Here is a 16030-nt window from a genome sequence, read left to right as displayed (position 1 = left end):
ACATGGGTGACTGGTTTATTGCCACCGAAGGCGTGAAGATCGTCAAAGACAGTCCCGGCCTGTGGCCGCAGATCATCACGGGGTTTTCGTCCGCCGGCGCGGCATTGGGCGGTGTGTGGCTGACCCACTACTTTGCTCGCCGGCGTGAAGAAAGAGCGACGGCGGCGAAGCAGGCCAGTGAGCGTCTCTTTATCGCCACGGAGCTGGTCTTTTTGCTGGAGCAGTTTGCCGAGGGGTGTGCCCAGGTAGCCACGGACCAGGGCGAGCCCGATCTGCAAGGTGAGTATTCCCCTGCGGTAAAGCCGCCTGAGCTGACTGTCCTGGATGTTTCGGGGGACTGGCGCACGCTTCCTCCGTTGCTCATGTATCGGGTTCGTGAACTGCCCGTACTGCAGAGCGAAGCCCGGCGGGAAATTGCTGCAGCTTCAGAGCATAGCTGGGCCCCCTATCACAAAGAAGGTTTTCAGGCGCGTCAGTACCAGTATGCGCGACTCGGGCTGAAAGCCTTGATCCTCTCACGGCGCCTCCGCAAACTGGCCGGTCTGCCTGACACCCGCCTTGATGCGACTGAATGGTCCGCCCAGCCGGTCCTCTGGCAGGTCTGGCGCCGAGAACGGCATCGCCGCGCGGTGGAGTACATATTGCGTCATCAGCGCGAACCTGCGGCGTTTCAGATCAAGGGAAAACCATGAATATCCAACCCCTCCCCGCCCTGCCCGGCTTGTATTCAGCAAATCCGGCCCCACTGCCCGTGGCTATCGATTATCCGGCCGCGCTGGCGCTGCGCCAGATGGCCCTCGTCCATGACGAACTCCCCAAATATCTGCTGGCGCCGGAGATCAGCGCCCTGCTCCACTACGTGCCGGACTTGCACCGCAAACTGCTGCTGGCCACGCTGTGGAACAGCGGCGCCCGGATCAACGAGGCGCTGGCGCTGACGCGCGAGAACTTCTCACTGGCGCCGCCCTACCCGTTTGTGCAGCTGGCCACCCTCAAACAGCGCACGGAAAAGGCTACCCGCAGCGCCGGCCGGTTGCCGGCGGCCAGCACGCCGCCGCGCGTGGTGCCGCTGTCCGATCCGCAGTACGTCGTGCAGCTGCAGATGATGGTGGCCACGCTGAAAATTCCGCTCGAGCGCCGCAACGCGCGCACCGGCCGGATGGAAAAGGCGCGGCTGTGGACGATCACCGATCGGACGGTGCGCAGCTGGCTGGCGGAGGCGGTTGACGCCGCGGCGCGCGACGGCGTGACGTTCTCGGTGCCCGTCACCCCGCACACCTTCCGCCACAGCTACGCGATGCACATGCTGTATGCCGGTATTCCGCTCAAGGTGCTGCAGGCGCTGATGGGGCACAAGTCGATCAGCTCCACGGAGGTCTACACCAAAGTCTTTGCGCTGGATGTGGCGGCGCGGCACCGGGTGCAGTTCTCGATGCCGGAGGCGGATGCTGTGGCTATGCTTAAGGGTCGAAGCTGAAAATAGTAGGCTTTGCTGATAGAGCCGCGAGGGGAACTTGCTCAATATTTCGCATGCGAAACTTGGTGAGACAACCTTTACGGAGGGTTACAGATGATTGAGGCTATCATTGTAGTGTTTCTCTTTATGGTCATATGGTTTGGGACGATTTGCACCCGTTTGGCTTCAATTGCTAATCGCACCACGGGAAAAAGAGGAATGGAGCTGGTTACTACCGTCATTCATCGCGGGTATCGAAATTTCCGTAATTCGTGATGTTGTCGAGAAAATCAGGTTTCGCATGCGAAACCTTTCAGAGATACTATTTTCTGGAGAGGTAAATGGATCGCTTTGCAGAGATTCTCAAATTGCTTGGATATGAAAACAATTTGACCATACATCATCGACATAACCTGGTGCTCAGCATTTTGGAATGGGCGGTGTTACAGGATGATACTGAACTCGCATTTGCCTGTGAGAATGAGGCTCAGAATCTACGTGTGCAGGCGGCCTCTCATTGAGCAGTTTCGCATGCGAAACTTTTCTAAATGCATTTGGTAGTGGAAGTAACAAGGAGGATGTACGAATGGAGAGATTACATTCAGCGGTTTTTTCTGTGCTGCTATTGATTCTGGCGTGTTTATTTTTTGGTCTGTATTGGTACGGCGATGATAGTCTGCGCCCTTCCCTGATAACGATAGTATTTGCCGTCATCAGCCTCACCGGTGGCGTTCTAACCATGATCAGCTATGCGTTGTCTGCAAGGAAGAACTAATTTCGCATGCGAAACTTCTGCAATGACGAGAAAATAGTGTTGGGGTTGCCGACCCCTTCAATTGCTCACTCGAACAATAACTAACGCGCTGCGCTTGTTAACTGCGGCACGCCCGCGAAATGATTTCGCCAGGCCTATCCGCAGTATCCCCTCTTCCAAAAGTTTCGCATGCGAAATTCTACTTTTTTAAATATCTTTATTGATATTTAATTCACTCTGAGCTATATTCTCTGTACTGATAGTGGAAAGCCACTATCGACTCTCTGGCGCAAAGCCATACTCAAAGGAGAATGTCATGCAACACAATGCACTCGTTGGTCGACTGATCACTCAGCCTGTCGTTGTAGTCAAAGACGACACATGGTTCTGCCGTTTCACCGTAGCTGAACTGAGAAAACGCAGTGGTAACCAAACCAAAATCGAATTCACCGCTTTTGATGCCGTAGCCTCGCATATTGCCGATAAGTGCCTGGTCGGCGATACCGTTTCCATCAATTTCACCATCACCAATGCTGTCTATGAGTCGGATGGTGTTAATCATCATGGCTATCGGTTTCAGGCGACGTTGGTTGAATTCGTTGCCGCCGGCAAACAGCGCCGTGAGCAAGAGAGTCAACGTAGTGGACAACGTCGTTAACTTCCCGGTTTCGCATGCGAAACTGACCTAACGACCAGAGGTCGAGTTTATGTCGATTTATATGGAATTACGCTGCGAACTCCGAGGGGAGTTACCAATTAACGAGTCAAAATGTTGGTCGGAAGTTGACCGCCGCAGCCTGTGGGCAATGGCATTAAACACCCATGAGTCTACAGAACAGACCACAACAGAACTTTTAAGCATGGCCACCCATGCCGGTTGGCAAAGTATTAATGGTGATTGGATATGCCCTGGCTGCCAAGAAAATCTGGCATTAACAGAGCAGATGCAGGCAGTCGCCGAAAGGCATGACCAATAACAGTCTTAGTTTCGCATGCGAAACTTTTGAAGAGGATTTCTGAGATGACAGCGAAAGTGATCACGATTTGTTCACAGAAAGGCGGCATCGGTAAGACCTTTGCCACAACGGAAATAGCGGCAGAGCTGCAGCGTCGCAGCTATCGGACATGTGCAGTTGATGGGGATTGGATGAGCGCGCTGACGTCGCGCCAATTCCCTGATGGCCTGCCGCTGGAAATCGATGCCAATCCTTCCGGGCGCGTTCTTACGCCGGGTACCGCGCACGTCAATCGCATCTATGGTGAAGAACCCTTTGAGCCGCTACGTCTGCATGATGGCCGTGGATTTATGGGGGCGACGGAAGAGCTGAACGATATCAACAACCGCAACTCCGATTGTATTTACGATTTCCGTGCCCGCTTCGCGGAACTGCGTGACCAATTTGACTATATCCTGATTGACTCGTCGCCAGTCTGGTCAAACTTACTGATGGCCAATCACCTTGTCGCTGACTATCTGTTGATCCCAACGCTGCTGGAAAAAACATCCCGCCTCGGTGCCGAAAAACACCTGCGCACGTTGAAGAAAATTAAGGAGCGGTATAACCCGGACCTGAAGCTACTGGGGATCGTGGTTACTCAGGCGACGGTGGCCAACTATAAGAAAGAGGTGCTGGGTGGTCGTTATGCGAGCGTCGATACCGAGAATCTCAAGATGTTGCTGGAGATCCTGGAAGAGAATGGCTTCGGGCCGGAGCAGTTGCTGGAGATCATTCCCTATGTTCAAACCAAAGTCCGTGAAGCCATTGAACTGAACTACACCATGAAAGAATACGCGCCGGACAGCCCATTGGTGGCTCGTTACGACGCGCTGGTTGACACTATCATTGCACGGACAGGGGGCTGATACGATGGCCAAAAACTTCAAAGCCCAAATGCGTGAAAAGCGCGAAAAGGCCGCGTCACCGCAAACGCAGGTTGAAACGCCCGCAGTCGAACGCGAACTGGCGTTACCGCGTAATGACCTGAACCAGAACGACCTGAAGGTCAACCGGGCTGAGCACGAGGACCCTGCAGGTCAGATAATTCGTGTTCCAATCGATGATGTCTACGCTCTTGAGCAAGTTCGCCCCGAAGAAGACTTTGAAGATGAAGTCATCGACGGGATGAAACAAACCTACGGCGATTTTGGCATTTTAATGCCGCCTCGTTGTTTCCCTCGTGATAAGCGTGGGTATCGAATCTGGATGGGTGAGACCCGTTGGCGTTCTGCAAAGGCAAAAGGGGATCTGTTCATCGACATCTATGTCGGTGCACCGCCTGAAAATGAGAAGAAGCGTATCTATGGGCAGCTGATCGAAAACCTTCACCAGTCTGGGTTAAAACCGTTAGCCACAGCAATACAGCTGCAGGCACTTCGCGATGTGCATGGTGAAACTCAGGAGTCGATGTCCCGTATTTTGGGTAAACCCAAAACGTTCATCAGTAAACACATGCGGTTGATTGATGCGCCGGCGCCGGTCATCGCTCTGCTGAAAGAAAAGGTGACCAAGGATGTCGACCTGGTCTATACGCTGTGCCAAATCAACGATATCAGTCCGGAGAGCGTTGATAAACTGGCCAAACTGGTTCGGGATGGAAAGCTGACGCGCCAGGGAGCGATTAAAGAGCTGAACGTCCTGAAGGGTAAGCCGCCAAAGAACCCGCCGCCTCCGACGCCACCAACCAACTCCGGGACAGAAACTCAGGAAGAGAACCGTAACAAAGATGTATTGACGGAACAGCCGGGAACTTCGACGAATCAAACCGGCAACACCGCCGGCGAACAGCAGAATGCCGGCAACGAACAGACCCATAAGACGCAACCGCTACAGGGCGAGTCTAACGTCAAAATCACTCGTGTTATGGTGAAGTTTGAAGGTGGTGAAGGCTATTTGCTGGCTGACCGGATACCCGAGGAATATGGCCAGGTTTGGATAGCGCTGCCGTTAGGTGAACTGTGCATAGATGCCGCAGAAATATCTATCCTGGGGATCAAAGAGGTATAGATGAGTAAAGCGCTGTTTGCAGACCTGGCGGAGCAGTTTTTATCCGTCGCTGTCAAAACCTGGGTGATACGTTCAGAATTACCGGCCGCTGCTGCGGCCGATGTTTTGCTTACCACTGCAATCCAGCAGGGCTTCCTGGAAGACCGTGGACGTCCTTTATTGGGTAATACACTCAATGAGTGGGGGAAGAACAAGAAATACCCGCGATGGGCCATACGGAGCGCTATGGCTCTCCTTTTGGCTGATGGGTGGAAACCCGTCACCCATCCTGAATGGGCTGCCTATGCGGCTATACACGTTCAGTCTAAAAAGGGGGGATCGCTCACCCAACTCCTCGATGTTTTGCCTGAAGGGCTGGACATTGATGTGGTGGCAGGGTGGATCTGCGCGGCGACGGAAGACGCCGCCAGATATCATGAGAGGAAAAAGCTGCGATGACGTTTTCTGATATTGAGGCCGCACTGTCCAGTACCGGGCGACGTGCTTACGCCGGCGTAATTTTAGCTTTCCTGCTTGATGCTCACGATCGTGGTGCTGGTCTGGTCGAGAAACACACTGTGGTGGAGAATGTCGGGATCACAGACACTAATGTTTCGGCGGTGGCGCGCCGCCTGGAGGAACAAGGAATAATCGAGATCCTCTACTGGGATACAAAATCCGACAATCCCACATGGTCCAGCTTACGGAACGGTGCCTGGTCAGCCCCCGGTTATCGTCTGCTGCCAGCTGTACTGCAGTTGTATCGTCGTTGCTGAATGACAAGGTTTCGCATGCGAAACTCACCTGAGGCCACAGAAACGTAAAGGAGCCCCGAATGAAACTGGTAACGAAGAAATCACCCAGAGGTCGACTGTTCCGTGAATTATCGTCGGAAGAGGCGACGGCGGTAGGCAACGTTTGTGGCAGAGGACGCGTTACTTCGCTGGCTGAAAAACAGTTGGCTGAAGCGGTGCTGAGAAGCATGCGTGATCATGACCTTTGGCTGTCTTGTGGGTGCCGCACGACTGCAGAAGATAGGCCACTTAACACCGCCAGTAATCGCGACGGCACTTTGTTTCTGGTGAATTTCAGCGGAGAGCACAGCTCGGATTGTCCGCTGTATCGTTCAAAGCGGGGGGATGATGGCACAGGGCAGGGCGGCGGGCGCCGAACAGCCGGCGCCGTGCGCGTTGATTTTCGCTCGTTCTTGCCGCGAGACGATAATGGGGCTCGTATCTCAGGGCCGGCGAAGCCAGACAGTCATGGCAACGACAAAACAAGTCGTCGCCGTATACCGGCGTTGGCCCGCCTGCTGCTGACCTTGATCGAGACCGCTGAACTTAATCGCATCGATCCTGTTTGTCCTCAACCAGGACGAACTAAAATGCAGGTACTGGAGGCGGTGAAGCAGGTTACAAAAAATGAGCACTTTGCCCAGGGGCGTCCTCTGAGCGAGATTGTATTTTTCGACCCCTGGCTGAAACAAGAACGGCTCGACGCGCGCATGCGTGAACTTGAAAACGAGGGGAAAGCCTGGCCTGCAGGGAGAGCTCGAACTTTCTACCAGATCCTGTTCTCTGAGCAAGTGACACAAGATGAGGTCGTTTTCAAAAGTAAGTTCGGTGAGACAATATTCCGGCCCGAAAAGCGAGTGAGCATCAACGGCGAGGTTGATGGTCATCGGGAGAAATACTGGGTGATCCTGATGTACCGGCGCAATGATGCTGGTACGGTCGTTTGCCGCGATGCTTATGCGCATGCGCTCTTTGATTACGCCTGCCCGGTTCCGGTCGACAGTAACCTTGAACGTGAAACCATTAACTCCATCATGACTGGGGGGAAGTGGCTGCAGAGTTCGGGCTATGAGTTATCCCTTAACAAACCGTTGTTCGATATCACTGTGGACGTTGATGGCGAGAAGCGGTTTGTCTTGCCTGACTTCCTTTTGACCGTCAAACACCCTGGGCGGGTGCGAACTTCGGAGCTTGTCATCGAGACGATGGGCTATACAGATGATGACTACGTCGAACGCAAAGCTAATCAGCATAAAGGGATGAGTACATTGGGTTTGTTGCTGAAAGATCCCCCTCACTGGCCAGAGCCGGCCGATAAGCATGATGCATTTGCGCGGTATTTGTATGGGCGAATTCAGCACCTTAAATAGAATATCAATGCTTTGAAAAACGGGCAGGGCGTTATTCGAATCGAATCATGGATGCCCGACGAGGTTATAGGGAAACTCATCCGTCGAAAACTGGTACAGGCGGAAGGCGCCGATATTACGGTGACGTATACGGTGATCACCGATGAAATGCAGCAGGCTGCCCACAATTTCTGACCACTCTCCTCTGAATAAGGCTGTCGCTGCGCTCCGCTCTTTTCTGATTCCGCCTGGCGGCGGCCACCTCCCGAACACCGTCATATCCCTATAGCGGGCCTGCAGCCCGATGACATCTTGCCATACCCCGGCCTTGGCGGGGCGACGGAATGCCGTCTTCAAGCGGCTTTCGCGGCATATCCTTGCCGCGCGCGGCGGCGGTATTCCACGTCCGCTTGACCCGCGGCGGTGCCTGGCCGCGCTGACATCGGGCCGCAGGGAACGGGTGCCGCACCGGCACCCTCCTGCCGTCCCTTGTCAGACGAGGAACGCCTATGTCCCGCTATGTGTTGGGTGACTCCGTACAAGTCATGTCTAATTTCCCTGCCGGCAGTATCGACTTTATTCTGACCGATCCTCCATACCTGGTTGGTTTTACCGATCGCTCCGGGCGCTCGATCGCCAACGATACGAACGCGGACTGGGTGCTGCCGGCGAGCCGGGAAATGTTCCGGGTGCTCAAACCCAATAGCCTGATGGTGAGCTTCTATGGCTGGAACCGCGTCGATGCCTTTGTCGGCGCCTGGAAGTCAGCAGGCTTCCGTATCGTTGGTCACCTGGTGTTTACCAAACAATATGCCTCGAAATCCGCGTTTGTCGGCTATCAACACGAGAGCGCTTATATCCTGGCGAAAGGTCGGCCGGCATTGCCGGCACAACCTCTCGCTGATGTGCAGAGTTGGCAATATACCGGCAACCGCCACCACCCGACCGAGAAACCCGTTTCCAGCCTGCGACCGCTGATCGAGTCCTTTACCCAGCCTGGCGCCATCGTTCTCGATCCGTTCGCCGGCTCCGGTTCAACCTGCGTCGCCGCTGCATTGTCCGGGCGCCGCTATATCGGCATCGAGCTGTTACCTGAATACCACGCTACGGGCTGCCGTCGCCTGGCTGCGCTGCGCGGCCGGCGCGCGGCATAAGGGGAGGGATACCGATGAACTATCAGGGCCATGAGAAATTACGCGCCGACGTGGCGGCGCTGTCAAACGACATGTGGGATCTGCATTTGCGATTGAGGGAACTGATCAGCGCGCATTTCTGGAACAGCGATGTATTGGCCGATCGTCTGGCCGGCCACATTCTGCGTGATGCGCACGATCGCTACCTTGAGGTCTGCAAAGCAGTCAACGAACTGGATCACCATTTCAGGGAATAGTGGAAAGCAATACCGGGCGGGTAAGGGAGCCTGCCCGGATCGCCAGGCGGTTGCCGTCGGCCGCCGCAGCGTATCGAACGCCGCCCGACCGTGCGGCAATTGCCGGCGCCGCAAAGGGCGCAGGCTGGGCCTGCCCACACCTCTATAAATCCACCTCCTCTGTAGCTGCAGCGTAGTGACGGCCTGTGCCGTCCCCAAACGCTAGTCCGGCTCGGTTGTGTTCAAGCGCCGCGGTGCTCGCCGTCGGCACCCGTTCGCACCCGTTACGGGCATTCAGCCGCGCAACGGGCTTGCGCTGCGGCTTTGACGGCGCCCTTGACCACAGCCCTCAAGGCCGGCCTTTCGAATGGGTACGGCACCGGCCGGTGTCGCAAACCCTGAAACTGTGGAGGTAGTCCCATGCAACATGCTCATTCCGTCAACCTGCAGGTGTGTGAAGCCGATCGTCTGTCATTCCTGCCGTACCTGTTCGACGGCGATTTCCTGCGCGCTGAAATGCAGATTTACGCCACCGCCGATCGCTACCTGTCGGGGTATAGCGACGGGTTCTGGCATTTCATCCGCCTTCCGAATGGCGGCGGGTATATGGCGCCGGATATTGATCAGGTGACGTTGAACAATGCCGATAACTGGTTCGAAAAAACCATCAGCGGCGATGCCGCCGGCATTATTTTGACGTCGCTGGTCATTAACCGCCGCTGCTGGTTCCATCACGACCGCGGCAATGCCGGCATGGTGCAAATGTATATCCAGCGGGAAGACCAGTTGAAAGCCTACATCGATACGCACCCGGAGCGGGCTGATATCTGGCGCGCCCTCGACTGACTGAAGGCGGCGGGGCTGTTTGCCCCGCCTTAAACAACAACACAGAAACCCGAGGTTGCCCATGAAACTGGATGAAGAAACCCAAAAACGTCTGCGCCGATACCAGGCGATCATCAATGAAGACCGTCTGCAATATGGATTATCCCCGCTGACGTTACCGCAAGTGGTCGCCGCCGTTTTTGAATATCTGGCAGATCAGCCGTGCATCTTCTTGCGCGGGGTATTTATTCGACAGTAATGCTGGATTTGCCGTGTAGCCTTACACCTGTGGGGCTACCTGGCACCGCGGGAAAAACCCTGTCACCTGCGGTGACTGGCAGAAGAGAGCGGCGGCGATGCCGCCGCCTCCAGCTGCCAACAATGACTGCATACCCTTGCTGCAGCAGTGAGGCATCTACCGAGGTAAGAAAGATTGATGAAGGGTATCCGCTATGAAAAGGAACACATCTTCCGGTTTTAAAAGGAATAACTACTTGTTTATAAGAGCAGTGTTTGGAAAGTAGTGGTTGGCCACCCTACTATTGCCATAACACATCACATTATCGGGATAGTTGGACAAGGGGGGAGAGGAAAAAAACGAGGGCTTGGGGCAATGGCCGGTCTTACGCCCGACCAGCAGACCTACTCAACCAAGACGCCCGTATGCGGGCGTCAGGTTTCGCCGAACCCGCACGCGGTTTCGGCCTGTCGGTTAGGGTCTCCAAGCCAACGGCAACACCCGCGCTTGCTGCCGGCGTCGCCGGCGCCGCTTTCACTGCGCGTCGTTTGGACGACGAGCGCTAAGGTCGCCCCAGCGTTCGCTGCCGCGCCCGCTGTGTCGGGTTGACCCGTGTTCAACCTTCCAGGATGCTTTAGCCGCAGTAAGTCTTCCCGCCGCAACTGATAACAGCACAACGCCTCGCTTAAACACCAAGGGGTGTATGAACTCCGCCAAAAACTTTTTCCTCCCTTCGGTCAAAAAAACTTTTTGTCTCCGCCCCTTGGTGCCGCTCTTCGCCGTGCTGAATCAGTTTATTGCGACGGCGAATACTCACAGCGGCATCAGTTATCACCCCACGGAGGATTTCAACATGGCTCAACAAAACGTCAACGGCGCGACATCGAAGCCTACAGCAGCATCAGCACTTAAAAACGGCGGTCGTTCTGACCTGCAGGTGTATGAGCTGTTTCTCGCTGTGCAGCGCGCCTGCGGTGGCCGTTCAACCGGCACGAGTGAGCCACCGTCCGTACCGGCTGATGCTGAGTATCTGGTCATCGATCAGGGGGAGTTTGACTCTCTCACCGTTTGGCTGGTCGAGGGGATTCCGGTCGCCGCCAGCGATGAAATGAACCTGACGCACTGGGTGATCAGCGCAGGGCAGTAAAAAGCAGGGTTGCCCCTGCTCCTAACCGCCGGTCTGGACGCCAATCTGACCGGTTTGACAGTAATAACTATTGGAGAGAAATCACATGTCTGACATCGATACTAAAGCACCTGCAAAACCAAAATCAACCGCCAAGAAAAGCCCGGCCAAGGCTGCATCAGCCAAAACCGCAGCGGCGAAGTTTGTTGAAGCTGCGCTGGACAAGGCCGAGCGTAAAAATCTCATGCTCAAAGAGATCACCTTTACGGATCAGAATGCGCGTATTACCCCTCGCACTCAGGACGAGATCGAGGAGATGGCAACCAGTATCGAGGCCACAGGCCTGTTGCAGAACCTCGTCGTACACCGCATGGCGGATGGTCGATACGGTGCGGCTGCCGGTGAGACCCGCCGCCTTGGTATGGATTTGTTGATGGTGCAAGGGCGTTCAGCTGCTGGCGTACCGGTAACGCCGGAGTTTATCGTCCCTGTTTTAGTCGTCGATGAGCAGGACGCCTATGCGATTTCTGTTGCGGAGAACGTGCGCCGCACCAATCTGCAACCTGCTGATCAGCTCGAAAATATGCGTAAGCTGGCTGAGAACGGAACCCCGGCCGAACAGATCGCTGCCATCCTCGGCTTCAGCACTCTGCATGTTAAAAAATGCCTTAAGTTGACAACCGTAGCCCCTGCGCTGCTGGAGCTGCTGAAAACGAATCAAATCAATTTTGACCAGCTGGCGGCGCTGGGCGCAACGGATGATCACCAACGTCAGCTTCAGGCATGGGAAAAGAGCAGCTATTACGAAAACCTCCGGAAACCGAAGGCGTTACGCGAAGCTGTGCTGAACGATGAAGTATCGGCGGCAGACAGCCATATCGTTGAATTTGTCGGACTGGAAGCCTATCAGGCTGCAGGGGGGGAAACTCGAGAAGATCTGTTTGCTGAAAGCGTCATCCTGACAAATCCGCTGATGCTGGAGACGTTGGCTATGGCCAAGCTGCAGGCTGCGGCCGATGAAGTGGCGAAAAATGAAGGGTGGGCATGGGCGGTTGGCCGCAGTCGTGAAGTGCGGCGTTATAGCGGGGACGAAAAGACCTTCGAGCTCCTTTTTGCTCAGGCGAAATTGAGCGACGAATTGCAGACAGAAATGGATCAACTGCTCACCGAGCAAGAACTGCTGGATGACATGTTTGATACTGCTGGACTCGATGCAGACGAAGAATGGGAACATGCGCCGCGCGTTGAGCAGATTGAGGCGCGCATCAACGAGATCAACGACGCCGCCGAGATCAATAAGTGGTCGCCGGAAGTTCGTGCGACGGCGGGCGTAGTCGCTTACCTGAAAGATGGCCAGATCCAAATACAACGTGGCTTGATGAAAGTAGAAGACATCAAGCAACAAGAAAAAGCCAACCGAGAAGAAATCAAGAAGAACACCCCGCCGTCAGAAAAAGGGCTTTCCCAAGTTTTGGTGACCAGTTTATCCGCCGAACGCACATTAGCTGTGTCAGCGGCACTGGCGCAGAACACCAACGTCGCGATTGCACTCCATACGTTCACGCTGGCGCGGCGGGTGTTCGACGCGGGATATTTCTATGTGTTGCACACCTCTGTAGAAAGCATGCGCAGCGGCTGCTTATCCCAGTCAGAAGAGGCTGGTAGCGCGAGCGGCATCGCCAACCTGAAACTGAACGAGATGCATGAGAGCTGGCTGAACCAATTCCCGGAAAATTGGAGCGAAAGTTTTGAGTGGCTGCTGGCGTGGCCACAGGGTGACGTTCTCGGGTTATTGGCATACTGCGTTTCCCACGGCCTCGATGGCCGAGACAGTTATCTCAAGGATAAGCGGGTTGGCACCAAGCTGGATTCGGTAGAAAAAGCCCTCGATTTCCAGATCGGGGAATGGTGGAAACCGACGTGTGACAACTATTTTTCGCGGATCGGCAAAGACCAAATCGTGGATGCTCTCAATAGCGCCGGTGAAAGCGGGAAGGCCAAAGATGCCGAGGGCATGAAACGTAAAGATGCCGCTGAGTTCGCTGCTGCGGTGCTGAGCGAAACAGGTTGGTTGCCGAGCTGCATGGCACCGCAGCCGCAGGCCGAATCGGAAAACCCGGCTGATGCCACTGCCAGTGCCGCGAACGCCAACGATACTGACGCTGACGACAGCGCTGCCGCCTAACTGACAAGGAGCTGCCGCCCTCGGGCGGCAGAACAGACGGATGAAAAATGCATTCAAACTGGAAAAACTTGAGGCGATGAGCGCCGACGAACTGGAACAGTACCGCGATCGGGGCAGGGAGTATCGGGTGATGCTCAACTGCGCGGTGCTGAGCCAGCTGGCGGTGCCGGAAGGCTGGCATGTTGTGGCAGAAGAGGGCTGCGAGTTCTGCGGGTGCGTGCCGGTGGTGTGCCGGATAAGCCCGGCTGGGGATGAGGCGACGGCGCTCTACTTGTGCAGCGCGGGCGCGGATGTGCCGAACTGGTCAATGACGCTGCCGTTTGACGGCGGTCAGTCGCTTGCGTGGCTGTATCTGGATGAGCGTTACACCCCGGTCACGATAAACCGGGTGCTGCACACCGTGGCCGGCTATTACCGGCTGGGGTTCTGGCGGCCGGAAAAGTTGGCGGTCGCGCTGCGGATGGGAGGGCATTGCCTGTGATCCCAAATCATCTCGCTCTGGTGCCGTGGCACCCGTATCGGCAGGCCGTCTGGCAGGCCATAGCTCAGGTCGAAGCCCGGCGTGAAGCGGGCAGACGGTTGCCCGTCTACCCATATGCCACGGCGTTTTTCCGCCAGTTAACCGGACGGCCCACACTTTCAGCCAAGGATCTTCGCATGATTGATGTAACCTACCGGCCCGGCGATCGCCGCCGTGCCACGCGCAAAGAAGACTATATGGACGCGCTCGACACCCTTATCGCCAGCCGGGGAGAGCACTGTTATTCCCCGTTGCCTGGCGACACTCGCGACACGCTGTTTCCGGAAGTGAACCGTCGCCGCCGTCAGCGGTTCGAGCATCGGTTGACGATGAAACACACCCGGCAGGCGCGCATCGATGACAACATCCGACAGCATAAACGGCGTCGTTACCAGGTGCGGAAAGCTCAGGCGGAGATAGAACTTGCGTTCATCACTCCGGGGGAACTTAATCGCTGGGTACGTCGCGCTAAGCAGCAGGGAATAGCGGATTGTGACTTGTTCGGGTTGGTACAGGCGTGGACGAGCCGATTCCCATGCCTTGCCGAACTGGATTGCTACCTCTGGTCAGCGAGGCCATTCTGGGAAAATTGTCTACAGGTCAGTCTGATCAACGGCGATCTATCTGCTGCTGACAAGGCTGATAATGATGCCCGAATTCCCAATCGCCTGATGTGCCGCAAACTGACTGCCCAGGGGCCGGTATTTTAACGGGCCAAAAAAGAAAGCATAGTAATAACAAGGCGCCTGGCGGCGCCTTTTTCTTTTCTGCTTATTGTCTTGGCCCCTTTAGGCGCGCTATGAGGCGTATCCACTCGGTTCGTTGTGCATTCATTAGAGTCGGGAATTCGCTGCGTGTTTAAGCTGCGGGAGAGCATCGGGTCTTTCCCCGGTTGGATTCAGCGTTTTCCTCGTTTTGAATACTGTGCCGAAAGCTGCAAAAGACAACACGCCAGCTGGTGCTTCCTTCGGTGACCGGCCGCAAACGTCCGGCCATCAAGCCCTACTCGACTAATCGCCCGCCGGCGGGCGCCAAGTCTCGCCGAACCCCTTCGGGTTTCGGGCCGGCCGGCTAGGGTCTGAAAGCCAGGTACAACCCCCTTCGCTTGCAGTCGGCTATGCGCCAGCGCCACTTTCACTGTTCGCCGCTGTGCCGGCGATCGCTAAGGGCGCCCCGGCGTTTCGCCGTGTCGGGTATGTTCCTGCTCATCTCACTGGGGTTATCTCTCATCGGCCTCACGCGGCCGCTTTTGTAGCACCGTCGCCCGGTTGCCCGCAAGGGAGGATGAATCGCCGCAAGCGGCGCCCTTGCTGTCCCCCGTTCGCTGTCGCTACGTCAGCTTTTTTGCCGCGCAAGGTTCCGACGATAGATAGATAACCCACCCTGGAAGGAGAACAGCATGAACACACAGAACGTCAACATCAACGTCAACACCGCCACGAAGGAACACTCTGAAAGATATGAAACGGCGGGATTGTGCGAACCAGAGACCCCGGAGCCGTGGGAAAAGCCCGGCGTGCAATATCCCGCAGCCGTTCGAGCGTTGGAAATGGAGTTTATTTACTTAGACGACCTGAATGACCTGTATGCGCAAAGCAGCACGTCAGCCGACGAGCTGGAGCAGGCGCTCTATGTGATTTTCGGCCGAATGACAGAGCTTGTCCAAAGCTGCGGTGCTGATTATAAGCAGCCTGATAAGCCGAGGGTTTCATACGAGATGGCCAAATACTGGATCAGGGGGCAACGGGTAGCGCTGCAATGTTTCGGGGAAATCGGTCAGCGCGCCTGGGAGCATGCACGTTACAGACTGGCGTTCGAGTTGGCGGTGGAGTATTCGTACAACTGACCAGCTGGACGATATACCATCAAAAAGACCTGTTAACAGGTCTTTTTGATGGTATAATAAGACCTGTTAACAGGTCTTTGATGTATAAGACTTTAAGCGGTCTTATTAAGTCGAGGATACCATGCCAAATATCATTTTGAGTGACACAAGTGCGAGCATCAGCGAGCTGAAGAAAAACCCTATGGAAACCGTTGGCGCCGGCGCCGGTTTTCCGGTGGCCATCCTGAACCGCAATAAGCCAGAATTTTATTGCGTGCCGGCGGCGCTCTACGAGCAAATGCTCGATGCCCTCGATGATCAGGAGCTGGTGAGATTGGTCAATGAGCGCCGTAGCGAAGCGCTGGTTGATATCGATCTGGATCAGTTCGCATGACGTATACGGTCAAATTTCGTGAGTCGGCTCTGAAAGAGTGGGGCAAGCTGGACAAAGCGCTGCAGCAGCAGTTCGCCAAAAAACTGAAAAAATGCTGCGAGAACCCGCATATTCCTTCAGCAAAACTGCGGGGGATGCCGGGGTGTTACAAAATCAAGCTGCGCGCCTCGGGGTTTCGTCTGGTTTACGAAGTGATCGACGATTGCCTGAT

The 16030-nt window shown here is 55.5% G+C and carries 23 protein-coding genes; 22 read left to right on the top strand and 1 reads right to left on the bottom strand.

Annotated features, from left to right (window positions below; all coding sequences use genetic code 11):
- Positions 1 to 2: 2 nt before the first annotated feature.
- The 11 genes from CRO23_RS24015 (at position 3) to CRO23_RS23970 (ending at position 7358) form a co-directional block, all read left to right on the top strand.
- Positions 3 to 692 (top strand): hypothetical protein, encoded by a 690-nt coding sequence (locus CRO23_RS24015; RefSeq protein ID WP_097103204.1) that lies wholly within the window; start codon positions 3 to 5, stop codon positions 690 to 692.
- Positions 689 to 1477, top strand: coding sequence for a site-specific integrase (locus CRO23_RS24010; RefSeq protein ID WP_097103202.1), 789 nt, complete (start codon positions 689 to 691; stop codon positions 1475 to 1477). Before CRO23_RS24015 ends, CRO23_RS24010 begins: the two co-directional genes overlap by 4 nt.
- Positions 1478 to 1797: 320 nt before the next feature.
- Complete coding sequence (locus CRO23_RS24005; RefSeq protein WP_097103200.1) at positions 1798 to 1977, top strand: hypothetical protein; 180 nt, start codon at positions 1798 to 1800, stop codon at positions 1975 to 1977.
- 65 nt (positions 1978 to 2042) lie between these two features.
- A complete protein-coding gene (locus CRO23_RS24000) occupies positions 2043 to 2231 on the top strand; it encodes a hypothetical protein (protein WP_097103198.1) in 189 nt (62 codons plus the stop codon).
- 295 nt (positions 2232 to 2526) lie between these two features.
- Positions 2527 to 2868 carry a hypothetical protein gene (locus CRO23_RS24995; protein WP_141398633.1) on the top strand — a complete coding sequence of 114 codons (342 nt, stop codon included), beginning with the start codon at positions 2527 to 2529 and terminating at the stop codon, positions 2866 to 2868.
- A gap of 49 nt (positions 2869 to 2917) precedes the next feature.
- Positions 2918 to 3187 carry a hypothetical protein gene (locus CRO23_RS24990; protein WP_141398632.1) on the top strand — a complete coding sequence of 90 codons (270 nt, stop codon included), beginning with the start codon at positions 2918 to 2920 and terminating at the stop codon, positions 3185 to 3187.
- A gap of 44 nt (positions 3188 to 3231) precedes the next feature.
- Entirely contained in the window at positions 3232 to 4074 is an 843-nt protein-coding gene (locus CRO23_RS23990; protein ID WP_097103195.1) for a ParA family protein, read from the top strand.
- A gap of 4 nt (positions 4075 to 4078) precedes the next feature.
- Complete coding sequence (locus CRO23_RS23985; protein WP_097103193.1) at positions 4079 to 5215, top strand: ParB/RepB/Spo0J family partition protein; 1137 nt, start codon at positions 4079 to 4081, stop codon at positions 5213 to 5215.
- Positions 5216 to 5653 (top strand): hypothetical protein, encoded by a 438-nt coding sequence (locus CRO23_RS23980; RefSeq protein WP_097103191.1) that lies wholly within the window; start codon positions 5216 to 5218, stop codon positions 5651 to 5653.
- Positions 5650 to 5970, top strand: coding sequence for a hypothetical protein (locus CRO23_RS23975; RefSeq protein ID WP_038883461.1), 321 nt, complete (start codon positions 5650 to 5652; stop codon positions 5968 to 5970). The genes CRO23_RS23980 and CRO23_RS23975 overlap by 4 nt, the downstream gene beginning before the upstream one ends.
- Before the next feature lie 59 nt (positions 5971 to 6029).
- Entirely contained in the window at positions 6030 to 7358 is a 1329-nt protein-coding gene (locus tag CRO23_RS23970) for a hypothetical protein (RefSeq protein ID WP_097103189.1), read from the top strand.
- A gap of 45 nt (positions 7359 to 7403) precedes the next feature.
- Here CRO23_RS23970 and CRO23_RS24985 read toward each other — a convergent pair whose 3' ends face one another.
- Entirely contained in the window at positions 7404 to 7694 is a 291-nt protein-coding gene (locus CRO23_RS24985; protein ID WP_141398631.1) for a hypothetical protein, read from the bottom strand.
- A gap of 152 nt (positions 7695 to 7846) precedes the next feature.
- On the opposite strand from CRO23_RS24985, the gene CRO23_RS23965 reads away from it, so the two are divergent.
- From CRO23_RS23965 to CRO23_RS23920, 11 genes are all read left to right on the top strand, one after another.
- Positions 7847 to 8491, top strand: a complete 645-nt coding sequence (locus CRO23_RS23965; protein ID WP_097103187.1) for a DNA methyltransferase — start codon at positions 7847 to 7849, stop codon at positions 8489 to 8491.
- Positions 8492 to 8505: 14 nt separating this feature from the next.
- Complete coding sequence (locus CRO23_RS23960; RefSeq protein ID WP_097103185.1) at positions 8506 to 8727, top strand: hypothetical protein; 222 nt, start codon at positions 8506 to 8508, stop codon at positions 8725 to 8727.
- Between the two features lie 399 nt (positions 8728 to 9126).
- A complete protein-coding gene (locus CRO23_RS23955; protein WP_097103183.1) occupies positions 9127 to 9552 on the top strand; it encodes an antirestriction protein in 426 nt (141 codons plus the stop codon).
- Between the two features lie 61 nt (positions 9553 to 9613).
- Positions 9614 to 9790, top strand: coding sequence for a hypothetical protein (locus CRO23_RS25155; RefSeq protein WP_158526716.1), 177 nt, complete (start codon positions 9614 to 9616; stop codon positions 9788 to 9790).
- Between the two features lie 682 nt (positions 9791 to 10472).
- On the top strand, positions 10473 to 10916 hold the full coding sequence (locus CRO23_RS23950; protein ID WP_255253526.1) for a hypothetical protein: 444 nt from the start codon (positions 10473 to 10475) through the stop codon (positions 10914 to 10916).
- 85 nt (positions 10917 to 11001) lie between these two features.
- Complete coding sequence (locus tag CRO23_RS23945; RefSeq protein WP_097103181.1) at positions 11002 to 13080, top strand: ParB/RepB/Spo0J family partition protein; 2079 nt, start codon at positions 11002 to 11004, stop codon at positions 13078 to 13080.
- Between the two features lie 40 nt (positions 13081 to 13120).
- Complete coding sequence (psiB, locus tag CRO23_RS23940; protein WP_097103178.1) at positions 13121 to 13561, top strand: conjugation system SOS inhibitor PsiB; 441 nt, start codon at positions 13121 to 13123, stop codon at positions 13559 to 13561.
- Positions 13558 to 14310 carry a plasmid SOS inhibition protein A gene (locus CRO23_RS23935; RefSeq protein ID WP_176519339.1) on the top strand — a complete coding sequence of 251 codons (753 nt, stop codon included), beginning with the start codon at positions 13558 to 13560 and terminating at the stop codon, positions 14308 to 14310. The genes psiB and CRO23_RS23935 overlap by 4 nt, the downstream gene beginning before the upstream one ends.
- A gap of 689 nt (positions 14311 to 14999) precedes the next feature.
- Positions 15000 to 15446, top strand: a complete 447-nt coding sequence (locus CRO23_RS23930; protein ID WP_097103173.1) for a dehydrogenase — start codon at positions 15000 to 15002, stop codon at positions 15444 to 15446.
- 121 nt (positions 15447 to 15567) lie between these two features.
- Complete coding sequence (locus CRO23_RS23925) at positions 15568 to 15819, top strand: type II toxin-antitoxin system Phd/YefM family antitoxin (RefSeq protein WP_038883487.1); 252 nt, start codon at positions 15568 to 15570, stop codon at positions 15817 to 15819.
- A partial coding sequence (locus tag CRO23_RS23920) for a type II toxin-antitoxin system RelE family toxin (RefSeq protein WP_097103170.1) occupies positions 15816 to 16030 on the top strand: 215 nt, incomplete at its 3' end. The genes CRO23_RS23925 and CRO23_RS23920, both read left to right, overlap by 4 nt.

It is taken from the genome of Serratia sp. JKS296 (assembly GCF_900215445.1).
Classification (GTDB): domain Bacteria; phylum Pseudomonadota; class Gammaproteobacteria; order Enterobacterales; family Enterobacteriaceae; genus Serratia; species Serratia marcescens.
This window is presented reverse-complemented; position numbering and strand designations above follow the sequence as displayed.